The organism is Pseudomonas sp. zbq_18 (genome assembly GCF_043102245.1).
Lineage (GTDB): Bacteria > Pseudomonadota > Gammaproteobacteria > Pseudomonadales > Pseudomonadaceae > Aquipseudomonas.
The window spans coordinates 1-15,974 of sequence record NZ_JBICIT010000012.1 but is presented as its reverse complement, the minus strand read 5'-3'; the positions used below and the strand labels follow the sequence as shown (position 1 = coordinate 15,974).

The window sequence follows — 15,974 nt, the reverse complement described above, 5'->3', positions numbered from 1 at the left end:
ACCTGACGGGACAGCAGGATGTGCTCACGAGTCTGCGGCATGGGGCCGTCGGCAGCCGAGCAAACCAGGATCGCGCCGTCCATCTGGGCAGCACCGGTGATCATGTTCTTGACGTAGTCAGCGTGACCCGGGCAGTCAACGTGCGCGTAGTGACGAACTTCGGAGTCGTACTCTACGTGCGCGGTGTTGATGGTGATACCACGAGCCTTCTCTTCCGGAGCCGAGTCGATCTTGTCGAAGTCGACCTTGGCCGAACCGAAAACTTCGGAGCAGACGCGGGTCAGAGCAGCGGTCAGAGTGGTTTTACCGTGGTCAACGTGACCGATGGTGCCAACGTTGACGTGCGGTTTGTTACGTTCGAATTTTTCCTTAGCCACGACAGTAAACCTCTTACTTAAAGGGCGGGATTAGCCTTGTTTTTTAACCAGCGCTTCGACGATGTTCGACGGAGCTTCGGCGTACTTGGAGAATTCCATGGAGTAGCTTGCGCGACCCTGGGACATGGAACGAACGTCGGTCGCATAACCGAACATCTCGCCCAGCGGAACCTCGGCGCGGATAACCTTGCCGGACACCGAATCTTCCATACCCTGGATCAGACCACGACGACGGTTCAGGTCACCCATCACGTCCCCCATGTAGTCCTCTGGGGTCACCACTTCCACCTTCATGATCGGCTCAAGCACCTTGCCGCCGCCCTTCTGGGCCAGCTGCTTGGTCGCCATGGAGGCAGCGATCTTGAACGCCATCTCGTTGGAGTCGACGTCGTGGTAGGAGCCATCGAACACGGTAGCCTTCAGGCCGATGAGCGGATAGCCGGCTACAACGCCGTTCTTCATCTGCTCTTCGATACCCTTCTGGATCGCCGGGATGTATTCCTTCGGAACCACACCACCAACGACTTCGTTGGCGAACACCAGACCTTCGGTGATGTTGCCCTTGTCGTCCACGTCCGGAGTCGAGAAACGAATCCAGCAGTGACCGAACTGACCACGACCACCGGACTGACGCACGAACTTGCCTTCGATCTCCACATTATCCTTGGAGATGGTTTCGCGATAGGAAACCTGCGGCTTGCCGATGTTGGCCTCGACGTTGAACTCGCGCTTCATGCGGTCAACGAGGATATCCAGGTGCAGCTCACCCATACCGGAGATGATGGTCTGGCCGGTTTCTTCGTCGGTCTTGACGCGGAACGACGGGTCTTCCTGAGCCAACTTGCCCAGAGCAATACCCATCTTCTCCTGGTCAGCCTTGGTCTTCGGCTCAACAGCCACCGAAATAACCGGCTCCGGGAAGTCCATGCGCTCGAGGATGATCGGCTTCTCGATATCGCACAGGGTGTCACCAGTTGTGACGTCCTTCATGCCAATCAGAGCAGCGATGTCGCCCGCGCGCACTTCCTTGATCTCGTCACGCTGGTTGGCGTGCATCTGCACCATACGACCAACGCGCTCTTTCTTGCCTTTCACGGAGTTGACGACCGACTGGCCGGACTCCAGAACGCCCGAGTAAACGCGAACGAAGGTCAAGGTACCCACGAACGGGTCGGTTGCGATCTTGAACGCCAGAGCAGAGAACGGCGCAGCGTCGTCAGCATGACGCTCATCGAGCTGATCTTCGGTAACCTCATCCTTCGGAGTGTCGGCCAGATCAGGGTGGATACCCTTGATTGCCGGAATCTCGGTCGGAGCAGGCAGGAAGTCGATCACGGCGTCGAGAACCAGGGGCACACCCTTGTTCTTGAACGAGGAACCGCAAACAGCCGGAACGATTTCACAGGCAATGGTACGCATACGCAGACCGGCCTTGATGTCCTCGATGGACAGGTCACCCTCTTCGAGGTACTTGTTCATCAGCTCTTCGCTGGCCTCGGCAGCCGCCTCAACCATGTTGTTGCGCCACTCGCTGGCCAGGTCGACCAGCTCAGCCGGAATTTCTTCCTCGCGGTAGCTGGTGCCCTTGTCGTCTTCGTTCCAGTAGATGGCCTTCATCTTCAGCAGGTCAACCTGCCCCTGATAGTCATCTTCTGCACCGATGGCGATCTGGATCGGAACCGGGGTGTGACCCAGGCGGTTCTTGATCTGACCTACAACACGCAGGAAGTCGGCACCAGCACGGTCCATCTTGTTCACGTACACGATACGCGGAACACCGTACTTGTTGGCCTGACGCCATACGGTTTCGGACTGCGGCTCAACGCCGGAAGTGCCGCAGAACACCACGACCGCACCGTCCAGCACGCGCAGGGAGCGCTCAACTTCAATGGTGAAGTCTACGTGACCGGGGGTATCGATGACGTTTACACGGTACTTGTCGTACTGACCGCGCGAACCTTCCCAGAAGGTAGTGATCGCTGCGGAAGTGATGGTGATACCACGCTCCTGCTCCTGCACCATCCAGTCGGTGGTTGCAGCGCCGTCGTGAACCTCACCCATCTTGTGGCTGAGACCTGTGTAGAACAGGATCCGCTCGGTAGTGGTGGTCTTGCCCGCGTCAACGTGGGCACAGATACCAATGTTCCGGTAGCGGTTAATTGCTGTAGTACGAGCCATAAAGCCCTCGCAAAAGAATGGAAGCCGTGATTAGAAGCGGTAGTGCGAGAACGCTTTGTTGGCCTCGGCCATACGGTGTACGTCTTCGCGCTTCTTGACGGCGGCGCCTTTGCCTTCAGCAGCATCCAGCAGCTCACCAGCCAAACGCAGAGCCATAGACTTCTCGCCGCGCTTGCGGGCGAAATCTACCAGCCAGCGCATGGCAAGAGCGTTACGACGGGACGGACGAACTTCGACCGGAACCTGGTAGGTAGCACCGCCTACACGGCGGGACTTTACTTCGACCAGCGGAGCGATGGCGTCGAGAGCTTTCTCGAAGATCTCCAGGGGATCGCTGTTCTTGCGCTGCTTAACAGTCTCCAGGGCACCGTAAACGATGCGCTCGGCCACTGCTTTTTTGCCGCTTTCCATCACGTGGTTCATGAATTTGGCGAGGATTTGGCTTCCGTATTTCGGATCATCCAGAATCTCACGCTTAGCTGCTACACGACGTCTTGGCATGATAAGCCCTCAAACGGTCTTCAGGTTAGTTCAGGACAAATGCCCGACCTTACTCTTATCGACTCAATAAAAAGAAAAATGGCGAACCGAACTTACTTCGGACGCTTGGTACCGTACTTCGAGCGACCCTGCTTACGGTCTTTAACGCCGGTGGTATCCAGCGAACCGCGAACAGTGTGGTAGCGCACACCCGGAAGGTCTTTTACACGACCGCCACGGATCAGCACGACGCTGTGCTCTTGCAGGTTGTGACCTTCACCACCGATGTAGGAGGTGACTTCGAAACCATTGGTCAGGCGAACACGGCACACTTTACGCAGTGCGGAGTTCGGTTTCTTCGGCGTAGTGGTGTACACGCGAGTGCACACGCCACGGCGCTGCGGGCAGTTCTGCAGCGCAGGCACGTCGCTCTTGTCGACGATGCGCTTGCGCGGCTGGCGTACCAGCTGGTTGATAGTTGCCATCTATAAGCTCCACTGTTGTCTTTCGACGCTATTGCCCTAAAGCAAAATGGCAGAGCAATCGCCCTGCCAAATTTAGGGGTGCATGAGTCTAAAGAGACTCACAACCCTAGTCAAGACAAAGCCCCAGACGATTGCTCGCCTGGGGCCTGTCTAATCAGTTGCCGCTGGAGTTCAGCGCTTCGGTCAGCGCCGCTTCCACTTCGCTGGCGCTCACACGCTGCGGCTTGTCGGCATCACGGCGACGCTTGCGCTCGCTGTGATAGGCCAGACCGGTACCGGCCGGGATCAGGCGACCTACCACCACGTTTTCCTTCAGGCCGCGCAGGTAGTCACGCTTGCCAGTAACCGCCGCCTCGGTGAGGACGCGGGTGGTTTCCTGGAAGGAAGCCGCGGAGATGAACGACTCGGTCGACAGCGAGGCCTTGGTGATACCCAGCAGAACGCGCTCGTACTTGGCGATGAACTTGTCTTCGCCAGCCAGCACTTCGTTCTCTTCCAGCACCTGGGTCAGCTCCATCTGGTCACCCTTGATGAAGCTGGAGTCACCGGACTCGGTCACTTCGACCTTGCGCAGCATCTGACGCAGGATGGTCTCGATGTGCTTGTCGTTGATCTTCACGCCCTGCAGGCGGTACACGTCCTGAATCTCGTTGACGATGTACTTGGCCAGCGCACTGACGCCCAGCAGACGCAGGATGTCGTGCGGGTTGCTCGGACCGTCCGAGATCACTTCACCCTTGTTGACCTGCTCACCTTCGAACACGTTCAGGTGGCGCCACTTCGGAATCAGCTCCTCGTACGGATCGCTGCCATCGGTCGGCGTGATGACCAGACGGCGCTTGCCTTTGGTCTCTTTACCGAAGCTGATGGTGCCGCTGATTTCCGCCAGGATCGACGGCTCCTTCGGACGACGCGCTTCGAACAGGTCGGCAACGCGCGGCAGACCACCGGTGATGTCGCGGGTCTTCGACGTTTCCTGCGGGATACGCGCGATAACGTCACCAACACCGATCTGGGCACCGTCAGCCACACCGACCAGGGCGTTGGCCGGCAGGAAGTACTGGGCTGGAACGTCGGTGCCCGGCAGCAACAGCTCTTTGCCGTTGGCATCCACCAGTTTGATGGCCGGACGGATGTCCTTACCAGCAGCCGGACGGTCCTTCGGATCCATCACTTCGATGTTGGTCAGACCGGTCAGTTCGTCGGTCTGGCGCTTGATGGTGATGCCCTCCTCCATGCCAGAGAAGGTCACGGTACCCTTCATCTCGGTCACGATCGGGTGGGTGTGCGGATCCCACTTGGCGACGATAGCGCCAGCGTCGACCTTGTCGCCTTCCTTAACAGAAAGCACAGCACCGTACGGCAGCTTGTAACGCTCACGCTCGCGACCGAACTCGTCGGCCACAGCCAGCTCGCCGGAACGGGACACAGCCACCAGGCTGCCATCGGCACGCTCGACGTGCTTCAGGTTGTGCAGGCGGATGGCACCGCCGTTCTTCACCTGAACGTTGTCCGCGGCAGAGGTACGGCTCGCCGCACCACCGATGTGGAAGGTACGCATGGTCAGCTGGGTACCCGGCTCACCGATCGACTGGGCAGCGATAACGCCAACCGCTTCACCGATGTTGACCTGGTGACCACGGGCCAAATCACGACCGTAGCACTTGGAGCAGATGCCGTAGCGGGTTTCACAGGTGATCGGCGAACGCACGACCACTTCGTCGATGCTGTTACGCTCGATGAACTCGACCCACTTCTCGTCGACCAGGGTGCCGGCCGGAACGATGATTTCGTCGGTGCCCGGCTTCGGCACGTCCTTGGCAATCACACGACCAAGCACGCGCTCACCGAGCGGCTCGACCACGTCGCCGCCTTCGATGTGCGGCGTCATCAGCAGGCCGTGTTCGGTGCCGCAGTCGACTTCGGTCACGACCAGATCCTGGGCCACGTCGACCAGACGACGGGTCAGGTAACCGGAGTTCGCGGTCTTCAGTGCGGTATCCGCCAGCCCCTTACGCGCACCGTGAGTGGAGATGAAGTACTGCAGTACGTTCAGACCTTCACGGAAGTTCGCGGTAATCGGCGTCTCGATGATGGAGCCGTCCGGCTTGGCCATCAGGCCACGCATACCGGCCAGCTGACGGATCTGAGCGGCGCTACCACGCGCACCGGAGTCCGCCATCATGTACATGGAGTTGAAGGACTCCTGCTCGACAGTGTTGCCTTCGCGGTCGACAACCGGCTCTTTCGACAGGTTGGCCATCATTGCCTTGGACACTTCGTCGTTGGCCTTGGACCACAGGTCGATCACCTTGTTGTACTTCTCGCCCTGGGTGACCAGGCCGGAGGCGTACTGCGATTCGATTTCCTTCACTTCCTCGGTGGCCGCGTCGATGATGCGCGCCTTCTCGTCCGGGATAACGAAGTCGTTCACACCGATCGACACACCGGAGATGGTCGAGTAGGCGAAACCGGTGTACATCAGCTGGTCGGCGAAGATCACGGTGTCCTTCAGACCCACCGTGCGGTAGCACTGGTTGATCAGCTTGGAGATCGCCTTCTTCTTCATCGACTGGTTGACCACGTCATAGGACAGGCCGGCCGGTACGATCTGGAATAGCAACGCACGGCCGACGGTGGTGTCGACGATGCGGGTGTTTTTCACCAGGCTGCCATCTTTCTGCTTCACGGTCTCGTTGATACGGACCTTGACGCGAGCGTGCAGCGAAGCCTCGCCGGCGCGGAACACGCGGTCGACTTCCTGCAGGTCGGCAAATACGCGACCTTCGCCCTTGGCGTTAACGGCTTCACGGGTCATGTAGTACAGACCCAGTACCACGTCCTGCGACGGCACGATGATCGGCTCGCCGTTGGCCGGCGACAGCACGTTGTTGGTCGACATCATCAGCGCGCGCGCTTCCAGCTGGGCCTCAAGGGTCAGCGGAACGTGCACGGCCATCTGGTCACCGTCGAAGTCGGCGTTGTACGCGGCGCAGACCAGCGGGTGCAGCTGGATCGCTTTACCTTCGATCAGTACCGGCTCGAACGCCTGGATACCCAGACGGTGCAGGGTCGGCGCACGGTTGAGCAGCACGGGATGTTCACGGATGACTTCGGCAAGAACATCCCAGACCTCGGGCAGCTCGCGCTCGACCATCTTCTTGGCCGCCTTGATGGTGGTGGCCATGCCGCGCATTTCCAGCTTGCCGAAAATGAACGGCTTGAACAGCTCAAGCGCCATTTTCTTCGGCAGGCCGCACTGATGCAGACGCAGGGTCGGGCCTACGGTAATTACCGAACGACCGGAGTAGTCCACGCGCTTACCGAGCAGGTTCTGACGGAAGCGACCCTGCTTACCTTTGATCATGTCGGCCAGCGACTTCAACGGACGCTTGTTCGAGCCAGTGATGGCGCGACCGCGACGGCCGTTGTCGAGCAGGGCGTCGACCGCTTCCTGCAGCATGCGCTTTTCGTTGCGCACGATGATGTCCGGCGCCGACAGGTCGAGCAGGCGCTTCAGACGGTTGTTACGGTTGATCACGCGACGGTACAGATCGTTCAGATCGGACGTCGCGAAACGGCCGCCATCCAGCGGAACCAGCGGACGCAGGTCCGGCGGCAGAACCGGCAGCACGGTTAGCACCATCCACTCCGGATGGTTGCCGGAGTCCTTGAAGGCTTCCATCAGCTTCAGGCGCTTGGACAGCTTCTTGATCTTGGTCTCGGAGTTGGTCTGCGGGATTTCTTCGCGCAGACGGCCGATTTCGTGATCCAGATCGATCGCGTTGAGCAGTTCGCGAACGGCCTCGGCGCCCATGCGCGCGTCGAAGTCGTCACCGAACTCTTCGAGGGCTTCGAAGTACTGCTCGTCGTTCAGCAGCTGGTTCTTTTCCAGGGTGGTCATGCCCGGGTCGATCACCACGTAGCTCTCGAAATAGAGCACGCGTTCGATGTCACGCAGGGTCATGTCCAGCAGCAGGCCGATACGGGACGGCAGCGACTTCAGGAACCAGATATGGGCAACCGGCGAAGCCAGTTCGATGTGCGCCATGCGCTCACGACGGACTTTGGCCAGGGCCACTTCCACGCCACACTTCTCGCAGATCACACCGCGGTGCTTGAGGCGCTTGTACTTACCGCACAGGCACTCGTAGTCCTTGACCGGGCCAAAGATCTTGGCGCAGAACAGACCATCGCGCTCAGGCTTGAAGGTACGGTAGTTGATGGTCTCCGGCTTTTTCACTTCACCGAAGGACCAGGAACGGATCATTTCCGGCGAAGCCAGACCGATACGAATCGCATCGAACTCTTCAACCTGACCCTGGTTTTTCAACAGATTCAGCAAGTCTTTCAAGGCCTTTCCTCCTCACGGACCTGCTGCGGCCGACAGTGCGGCCGCAGCAAGGCGTGTTATTCGGTTTCCAGTTCGATGTCGATGCCGAGCGAACGGATTTCTTTGATCAACACGTTGAAGGACTCCGGCATGCCGGCCTCCATGCGGTGATCGCCGTCCACGATGTTCTTGTACATCTTGGTTCGGCCGTTCACGTCGTCCGACTTCACGGTCAGCATTTCCTGCAGGGTGTAGGCGGCGCCGTAGGCTTCCAGCGCCCAGACCTCCATCTCACCGAAGCGCTGACCACCGAACTGCGCCTTACCACCCAGCGGCTGCTGGGTAACTAGGCTGTAGGAACCGGTGGAACGAGCGTGCATCTTGTCGTCGACCAGGTGGTTCAGCTTGAGCATGTACATGTAGCCGACGGTGGTCGGACGCTCGAACTGGTTACCGGTACGACCGTCGAACAGGCGCATCTGGCCGCTTTCCGGCAGATCAGCCAGCTTCAGCATGGCCTTGATCTCGCTTTCCTTGGCACCGTCGAACACGGCAGTCGCCATCGGCACGCCGCCCTTCAGGTTCTTCGCCAGTTCGAGGATCTCGGTGTCGGAGAAGGTATCCAGGCTTTCCTGACGACCACCGATCTCGTTGTAGATCTCGTTCAGGAACTTGCGCAACTCGGCGATCTTGCGCTGCTCTTCGAGCATGCGGTTGATCTTCTCGCCCAGGCCCTTGGCCGCCAGGCCCAGGTGGGTTTCGAGGATCTGACCGACGTTCATACGCGACGGAACGCCCAGCGGGTTCAGCACGATGTCGACCGGAGTACCGTTTGCGTCGTGCGGCATGTCTTCGACCGGCATGATCACCGAGACCACACCCTTGTTACCGTGACGACCGGCCATCTTGTCGCCCGGCTGGATGCGGCGCTTGATAGCCAGGTAGACCTTGACGATCTTCAGTACGCCCGGCGCCAGGTCATCGCCCTGTTGCAGCTTGCGCTTCTTGTCTTCGAACTTGTCGTCCAGCAGCTGGCGACGGTCGCTGATGTAGGCCTGGGCCTTCTCCAGCTGCTCATTCAGAGCGTCGTCTGCCATGCGCAGCTTGAACCACTGACCGCGCTCCAGACCGTCGAGGAACTCGTCGGTAACCTCAGCGCCTTTCTTCAGGCCAGCACCGCCTTCGGCCTTGGCGCCGACCAGAGCGGAACGCAGACGCTCGAAGGTCGCACCTTCGACGATGCGGAACTCTTCGTTCAGGTCCTTGCGGATCTCGTCGAGCTGTTGCTTCTCGATGGCCAGGGCGCGGCTGTCGCGCTCTACACCGTCACGGGTGAAGACCTGTACGTCGATGACGGTACCCTTGGTGCCGGTCGGCACGCGCAGGGAGGTGTCCTTCACGTCGGACGCCTTCTCACCGAAGATCGCACGCAGCAGCTTCTCTTCCGGCGTCAGTTGGGTCTCGCCTTTCGGCGTCACCTTACCCACCAGAATGTCGCCCGCCATGACTTCGGCACCGACGTAGACGATACCGGCCTCGTCCAGTTTGTTCAGCGCAGCCTCACCCACGTTCGGGATGTCCGCGGTGATTTCCTCTGGGCCAAGCTTGGTGTCACGGGCCACACAGGTCAGTTCCTGGATGTGGATCGTGGTGAAGCGATCTTCCTGGACCACGCGCTCGGACAGGCAGATGGAGTCTTCGAAGTTGAAGCCGTTCCACGGCATGAACGCCACGCGCATGTTCTGACCCAGCGCCAGTTCACCCATGTCGGTGGACGGGCCGTCAGCCATGATGTCGCCACGCGAAACCACATCACCCTTGCTCACCAGCGGACGCTGGTTGATGCAGGTGTTCTGGTTGGAGCGGGTGTACTTGGTCAGGTTATAGATGTCGACACCGGCTTCACCGGTTTCAACTTCGTCGTCGGCTACGCGAACCACGATACGGCTGGCATCGACGGAGTCGATCACGCCACCACGGCGAGCTACGACGCAGACACCGGAGTCACGGGCAACGTTGCGCTCCATGCCAGTACCCACCAGCGGCTTGTCGGCACGCAGGGTCGGTACAGCCTGACGCTGCATGTTGGAGCCCATGAGCGCACGGTTGGCGTCGTCGTGCTCGAGGAACGGAATCAGCGACGCAGCGACGGAAACGACCTGCTTCGGCGAAACGTCCATCAGGGTCACGTCTTCCGGCGCCTTGACGGTGAACTCGTTCAGGTGACGTACGGTTACCAGCTCATCGATCAGCTGGCCCTTGTCGTTCATGGTCGCCGAAGCCTGGGCGATCACGTGATCGGCCTCTTCGATGGCGGACAGGAAGACGATCTCGTCGGTGACCTGAGTGTCCTTGACCACACGGTACGGGCTTTCCAGGAAGCCGTACTGGTTGGTGCGGGCATAGGCCGCCAGGGAGTTGATCAGACCGATGTTCGGACCTTCCGGCGTTTCGATCGGGCACACGCGACCATAGTGAGTCGGGTGTACGTCGCGGACTTCGAAGCCTGCACGCTCACGAGTCAGACCACCTGGGCCGAGTGCGGAAACGCGGCGTTTGTGGGTGATCTCGGACAGCGGGTTGTTCTGGTCCATGAACTGCGAGAGCTGGCTGGAACCGAAGAACTCCTTCACCGCCGCCGCAACCGGCTTGGCGTTGATCAGGTCCTGGGGCATCAGGCCTTCGCTTTCGGCCATCGACAGGCGCTCTTTGACGGCACGCTCAACGCGGACCAGGCCCACGCGGAACTGGTTCTCGGCCATCTCGCCAACGCAACGTACACGACGGTTGCCCAGGTGGTCGATGTCGTCGACGATGCCTTTGCCGTTACGGATGTCGACCAGGGTCTTCAGTACTTCGACGATGTCCTCACGGGACAGCACGCCGGAGCCTTCGATCTCGGTACGACCGATACGACGGTTGAACTTCATGCGGCCAACGGCGGACAGGTCGTAACGCTCGGCACTGAAGAACAGGTTGTTGAACAGAGTCTCGGCAGCGTCCTTGGTTGGCGGCTCGCCAGGACGCATCATGCGGTAGATCTCGACCAGAGCTTCCAGCTGGTTGCCGGTGGAGTCGATCTTCAGCGTGTCGGAGATGAACGGACCGCAGTCGATATCGTTGGTGTACAGGGTCTCCAGACGAACCACCTGGGCCTTGACGATCTTCGCCAGCAGTTCGGTAGTCAGCTCGGAGTTGCACTCGGCAACGATCTCGCCGGTAGCCGGATGCACGATAGCCTTGGCGGTAGTGCGGCCCAGCAGGTAGTCGATCGGGACTTCCAGCTCTTTGATGCCGGCCTTGTCGATCTGGTTGATGTGGCGCGCAGTGATGCGGCGGCCTTGCTCAACGATGACCTTGCCCTTCTCGTCCTTGATGTCGAAGGCAGCGATTTCACCGCGCAGGCGCTGGGGAACCAGCTCCAGCGCAAGGGTCTCGCCCTTCACATGGAAGACGTTGGTGGCATAGAAGGCATCCAGCACTTCCTCGGTGCTGTAGCCAAGCGCGCGCAGCAGGACGGACGCCGGCAGCTTGCGGCGACGGTCGATACGCACGAACACGCAGTCCTTCGGGTCGAACTCGAAGTCCAGCCAGGAGCCGCGGTAAGGAATGATGCGCGCGGAATACAGCAGTTTGCCGGAGCTGTGCGTCTTGCCACGGTCGTGGTCGAAGAACACGCCCGGAGAGCGATGCAGCTGAGACACGATGACGCGCTCGGTACCGTTGATGATGAAGGTACCGTTCTCGGTCATGAGCGGAATTTCGCCCATGTACACTTCTTGCTCTTTGATGTCCTTGATCGCTTTGTTCGACGATTCTTTGTCGAAAATGATCAGACGGACTTTCACACGCAGCGGCACGGCGAAAGTAACGCCGCGCAGTACGCATTCCTTGACGTCAAAAGCCGGCTCACCCAGACGGTAGCCGACATACTCCAGAGCAGCATTGCCGGAGTAGCTGATGATCGGGAATACGGACTTGAAGGCCGCATGCAGGCCAACGTCGCGGAACTGCTCCTTGCTCACTCCTTGCTGCAGGAATTCGCGATACGAATCCAGCTGGATGGCCAGGAGATAAGGCACATCCATCACGTCCGGCAACTTGCTAAAGTCCTTGCGGATACGTTTTTTCTCAGTGTATGAGTAAGCCATCAGCGTTCCCCAGCTTGGTCACCTGCTTATTTGGCCATTGCCGGCGGCAATGCCCAGAAAATCGTGCAAACCCCTTGGTTTGCGCCGCCCTCGGGCGGGATCTTCACGCCATAGGCTGCGGCATTTCGGCCAGCAACCCATAACGGAAAAAGGCCGGTGGCATTAGCCACCAGCCATCAGCCTTAAGCGAACCGCTTCGGCTGCAGACGCAAGGTCGTCGCTTACTTGAGCTCGACTTTGGCGCCAGCTTCTTCCAGCTTCTTCTTGGCGTCTTCAGCAGCTTCCTTGGTCAGGCCTTCAGCAACAACCTGAGGAGCGGTGTCGACTTTCTCTTTGGCTTCTTTCAGACCCAGACCGGTCAGTTCGCGAACGACCTTGATCACGTTCACTTTCTTGTCGCCGGCTTCAGCCAGAACAACGTTGAACTCGGTCTGCTCTTCAGCAGCAGCAGCGCCAGCAGCCGGGCCAGCAGCAACAGCAGCAGCAGCGGTTACACCGAACTTCTCTTCCATTGCCTTGATCAGTTCAACAACCTGCATCACGGACATTTCGGAAACGGCGTTGATGATGTCTTCGTTGGTCAGAGCCATGACTCTAATTCCTGTATTGGGGTGACAGCCTACGCGGCCATCAAATTAAACAAATTAACTGAAAGGGACGCCTTGCCTGGATTAGGCAGCAACGCCTTCTTTCTGGTCACGAACGGCCGCCAGAGTACGAACGAACTTGCTGGTAGCGCCTTGCATAACGCTCATCAGCTGTGCGATCGCCTCGTCGTAGGTCGGCAGAGTTGCCAGCACGTCGATCTGGTTTGCTGCGAGGAACTGGCCCTCGAACGCAGCTGCCTTGATCTCGAACTTGTCCTGACCCTTGGCGAATTCCTTGAAGATACGGGCAGCAGCGCCCGGATGCTCGTTGGAGAACGCGATGAGGGTCGGGCCTTTGAACACGTCGTTGAGCACGTCGAACTGAGTGCCTTCAACGGCGCGCTTGAGCAGGGTGTTACGTACGACACGCACGTAAACACCAGCTTCGCGGGCCTCTTTACGGAGTCCGGTCATTGCGCCGACAGTCACGCCACGGGCATCAGCCACGACAGCGGACAGACCGGCTTTGGCAGCCTCGTTGACTTCAGCGACGATGGCCTTCTTGTCTTCGAGTTTAATTGCCACGGGTTTACTCCTGGATGTTACCGTTTCGCCGGGCCGAGGCTCGGCGTCGTTTTGGTGTCTGATTCGGTACGAATCGGGAGCACCATCTGCGTAGGCTTGAGAAACGTCCTGGTTTAAGGCTTGCGCCGCCTACGGTCTTGGATAGCCCCCGCCAGGCAGGGACCCCAATCTTTACAGGCCGGCGGATACATCCCCGCCGGCCAAATGACTTACGCTTCCAGCGAAGCCTGATCGATCACCAGGCCCGGACCCATGGTGGTGCTCAGGGTCACACGCTTGACGTAGATGCCTTTCGAAGTGGAAGGCTTCAGACGCTTCAGATCGCTCAGCAGGGCTTCCACGTTCTGCTTCAGCGCAGCGGCTTCGAAGCCGACCTTGCCAACGGAGGTGTGGATGATGCCGTTCTTGTCAGTACGGAAACGTACCTGACCAGCCTTGGCGTTCTTCACGGCAGTGGCGACGTCCGGAGTCACGGTACCGACTTTCGGGTTCGGCATCAGGCCGCGCGGGCCGAGAACCTGACCCAGCTGGCCGACAACGCGCATGGCGTCCGGAGAAGCGATAACTACGTCGTAGTTCAGATCGCCAGCCTTCATTTCAGCGGCCAGATCGTCCATGCCCACCTTGTCAGCGCCGGCGGCCAGAGCAGCCTCAACGCCGGGACCCTGAGTGAACACGGCAACGCGTACGGTTTTGCCAGTGCCGTTCGGCAGAACGGTGGCACCACGTACAACCTGGTCGGATTTACGCGGATCAACACCCAGGTTCACGGACACGTCGAACGACTCGGTGAACTTAACGGTCGACAGCTCGGCCAGCAGCTTGGCGGCGTCTTCGAAGGTGTAAGCCTTGCCGGCTTCAACTTTCTCGGCAATTGCCTTCTGGCGCTTGGTCAGCTTAGCCATTTACACACCCTCCACGTTGAGGCCCATGCTACGCGCGGAGCCGGCGATGGTACGCACGGCCGCATCCAGGTCAGCGGCGGTCAGATCAGCCTGCTTGGTCTTGGCGATCTCTTCCAGCTGAGCACGGGTAACGGTGCCAACTTTGACGGTGTTCGGACGAGCGGAACCGCTGGTCAGGCCGGCAGCCTTCTTCAGCAGCACCGAAGCCGGGGTGCTTTTGGTTTCAAAAGTAAAGCTGCGGTCGCTGTAAACAGTGATGATCACAGGAGTCGGCAGACCAGGTTCCATGCCCTGAGTCTTGGCGTTGAACGCCTTACAGAACTCCATGATGTTTACGCCGTGCTGACCCAGAGCGGGACCAACGGGCGGCGACGGGTTGGCCTGACCGGCCTTTACTTGCAGCTTGATGTAAGCCTGAATCTTCTTAGCCATGAGCTACTCCAATATCGGGTCAAACGCCTCACTGAGGCTCCCCGGTTAATCACACATTTATCCCAGTGACGACAAAACCCCGCAGCCAACAGCTGCGGGGTACGGGATGCATTGTCCAGTTAAGCCTTCTCGACCTGGCTGAACTCCAGCTCCACCGGCGTGGAGCGACCGAAGATGAGCACGGCAACCTGAATCCGGCTCTTCTCGTAGTTAACCTCTTCGACAACGCCGTTAAAGTCAGCAAACGGCCCATCGACAACACGAACAGTTTCACCCGGCTCGAACAGCGTCTTCGGCTTCGGCTTGTCACCGCTATCAGCAACGCGGCGCAGGATAGCCTCAGCCTCTTTCTCAGTGATAGGAGCAGGCTTATCGGCAGTACCACCAATAAAGCCCATCACGCGCGGCGTATCCTTGATCAGGTGCCAAGTCGCCTCGCTCATCTCCATCTGCACCAGCACATAACCAGGGAAGAATTTGCGCTCACTTTTGCGTTTCTGGCCATTGCGCATTTCCACCACTTCCTCGGTGGGAACCAGAATTTCGCCAAACTCTTCTTCCATGCCAGCCAGCTTGACGCGCTCGATCAGCGAGCGCATGACATGCTTCTCGTAACCCGAGTAAGCATGCACAACGTACCAACGCTTAGCCACGGGACACCCTTAACCGACAATCAACGAAACAAGCCAACCGAGCAGGCTATCCAAGCCCCACAGGAGCAGCGCCATCACCAGAACAACCGCAACCACAATCAAGGTGGTCTGAGTAGTTTCCTGGCGGCTCGGCCAAACGACCTTACGAATTTCGATTCGCGCCTCTTTCGCCAGAGCGAAGAAGGCCTGCCCACGAGCAGTTTGCAGAGCGACGGACGCCGCAACAACAGCCATAGCAAGCAGCGCAAGCACGCGATACAGGAGAGGCTCAGCCGAGAAATACTGATTGCCGACAACACCTGCGATGACTAGAGCAGCCACTACCAGCCACTTCAGCACATCAAAGCGGGAGTCCTTAGCTTCAGCCTTGGCATTCATGAGATAACCCTGTTAAAAGAAGTGCCAGATCCACATCAATCAGGAATCTGGCAGGCCAGGAGGGAATCGAACCCCCAACCTGCGGTTTTGGAGACCGCCGCTCTGCCAATTGAGCTACTGGCCTAAAATCGAAGTCAGGCCGACCATTATGCCGGCCCAACAAGATCAGATCAACCGATTACTCGACGATCTTGGCAACCACGCCAGCACCAACGGTACGGCCGCCTTCGCGAATCGCGAAGCGCAGACCATCTTCCATGGCGATCGGCTTGATCAGAGTGACAACCATTTTGATGTTGTCGCCCGGCATTACCATCTCAACGCCTTCCGGCAGTTCGCACGAACCGGTTACGTCAGTGGTACGGAAGTAGAACTGCGGACGGTAGCCTTTGAAGAACGGGGTGTGACGACCACCTTCTTCTTTGGACAG

General features: G+C 59.1%; 12 protein-coding genes, 1 tRNA gene and 1 pseudogene. All 14 read right to left on the bottom strand.

Features of this window, described 5'->3' with window-relative positions:
• The coding region (locus tag ACF8C6_RS09495; RefSeq protein ID WP_392497877.1) for a GTP-binding protein at positions 1 to 377 on the bottom strand (377 nt) is incomplete at its 3' end.
• A gap of 30 nt (positions 378 to 407) precedes the next feature.
• Positions 408 to 2,555 (bottom strand): elongation factor G, encoded by a 2,148-nt coding sequence (fusA, locus tag ACF8C6_RS09490; protein WP_392499061.1) that lies wholly within the window; start codon positions 2,553 to 2,555, stop codon positions 408 to 410.
• A gap of 30 nt (positions 2,556 to 2,585) precedes the next feature.
• Positions 2,586 to 3,056 carry a 30S ribosomal protein S7 gene (gene rpsG / locus ACF8C6_RS09485; protein WP_277692309.1) on the bottom strand — a complete coding sequence of 157 codons (471 nt, stop codon included), beginning with the start codon at positions 3,054 to 3,056 and terminating at the stop codon, positions 2,586 to 2,588.
• A 92-nt stretch (positions 3,057 to 3,148) separates the two neighbouring features.
• The gene (gene rpsL, locus ACF8C6_RS09480; protein ID WP_044410932.1) at positions 3,149 to 3,520 is read right to left on the bottom strand and encodes a 30S ribosomal protein S12; all 372 of its coding nucleotides are present in this window, start codon (positions 3,518 to 3,520) and stop codon (positions 3,149 to 3,151) included.
• 154 nt (positions 3,521 to 3,674) lie between these two features.
• Entirely contained in the window at positions 3,675 to 7,874 is a 4,200-nt protein-coding gene (gene rpoC, locus ACF8C6_RS09475) for a DNA-directed RNA polymerase subunit beta' (protein WP_392499060.1), read from the bottom strand.
• 56 nt (positions 7,875 to 7,930) lie between these two features.
• Positions 7,931 to 12,004, bottom strand: a complete 4,074-nt coding sequence (rpoB, locus tag ACF8C6_RS09470; RefSeq protein ID WP_277692315.1) for a DNA-directed RNA polymerase subunit beta — start codon at positions 12,002 to 12,004, stop codon at positions 7,931 to 7,933.
• A gap of 221 nt (positions 12,005 to 12,225) precedes the next feature.
• Positions 12,226 to 12,594, bottom strand: a complete 369-nt coding sequence (gene rplL, locus ACF8C6_RS09465; RefSeq protein ID WP_392499059.1) for a 50S ribosomal protein L7/L12 — start codon at positions 12,592 to 12,594, stop codon at positions 12,226 to 12,228.
• Between the two features lie 81 nt (positions 12,595 to 12,675).
• The gene (rplJ, locus tag ACF8C6_RS09460) at positions 12,676 to 13,176 is read right to left on the bottom strand and encodes a 50S ribosomal protein L10 (protein ID WP_277692318.1); all 501 of its coding nucleotides are present in this window, start codon (positions 13,174 to 13,176) and stop codon (positions 12,676 to 12,678) included.
• Positions 13,177 to 13,385: 209 nt separating this feature from the next.
• On the bottom strand, positions 13,386 to 14,081 hold the full coding sequence (rplA, locus tag ACF8C6_RS09455) for a 50S ribosomal protein L1 (RefSeq protein WP_277692319.1): 696 nt from the start codon (positions 14,079 to 14,081) through the stop codon (positions 13,386 to 13,388).
• Positions 14,082 to 14,513 carry a 50S ribosomal protein L11 gene (gene rplK, locus ACF8C6_RS09450; protein ID WP_004373444.1) on the bottom strand — a complete coding sequence of 144 codons (432 nt, stop codon included), beginning with the start codon at positions 14,511 to 14,513 and terminating at the stop codon, positions 14,082 to 14,084.
• Between the two features lie 119 nt (positions 14,514 to 14,632).
• Positions 14,633 to 15,166, bottom strand: coding sequence for a transcription termination/antitermination protein NusG (gene nusG / locus ACF8C6_RS09445; RefSeq protein WP_392499058.1), 534 nt, complete (start codon positions 15,164 to 15,166; stop codon positions 14,633 to 14,635).
• 9 nt (positions 15,167 to 15,175) lie between these two features.
• On the bottom strand, positions 15,176 to 15,544 hold the full coding sequence (gene secE, locus ACF8C6_RS09440) for a preprotein translocase subunit SecE (protein ID WP_392499057.1): 369 nt from the start codon (positions 15,542 to 15,544) through the stop codon (positions 15,176 to 15,178).
• Positions 15,545 to 15,592: 48 nt separating this feature from the next.
• Positions 15,593 to 15,668, bottom strand: a tRNA-Trp gene (locus ACF8C6_RS09435).
• A gap of 54 nt (positions 15,669 to 15,722) precedes the next feature.
• Positions 15,723 to 15,974, bottom strand: a pseudogene (gene tuf / locus ACF8C6_RS09430) (elongation factor Tu); the annotation flags it as partial.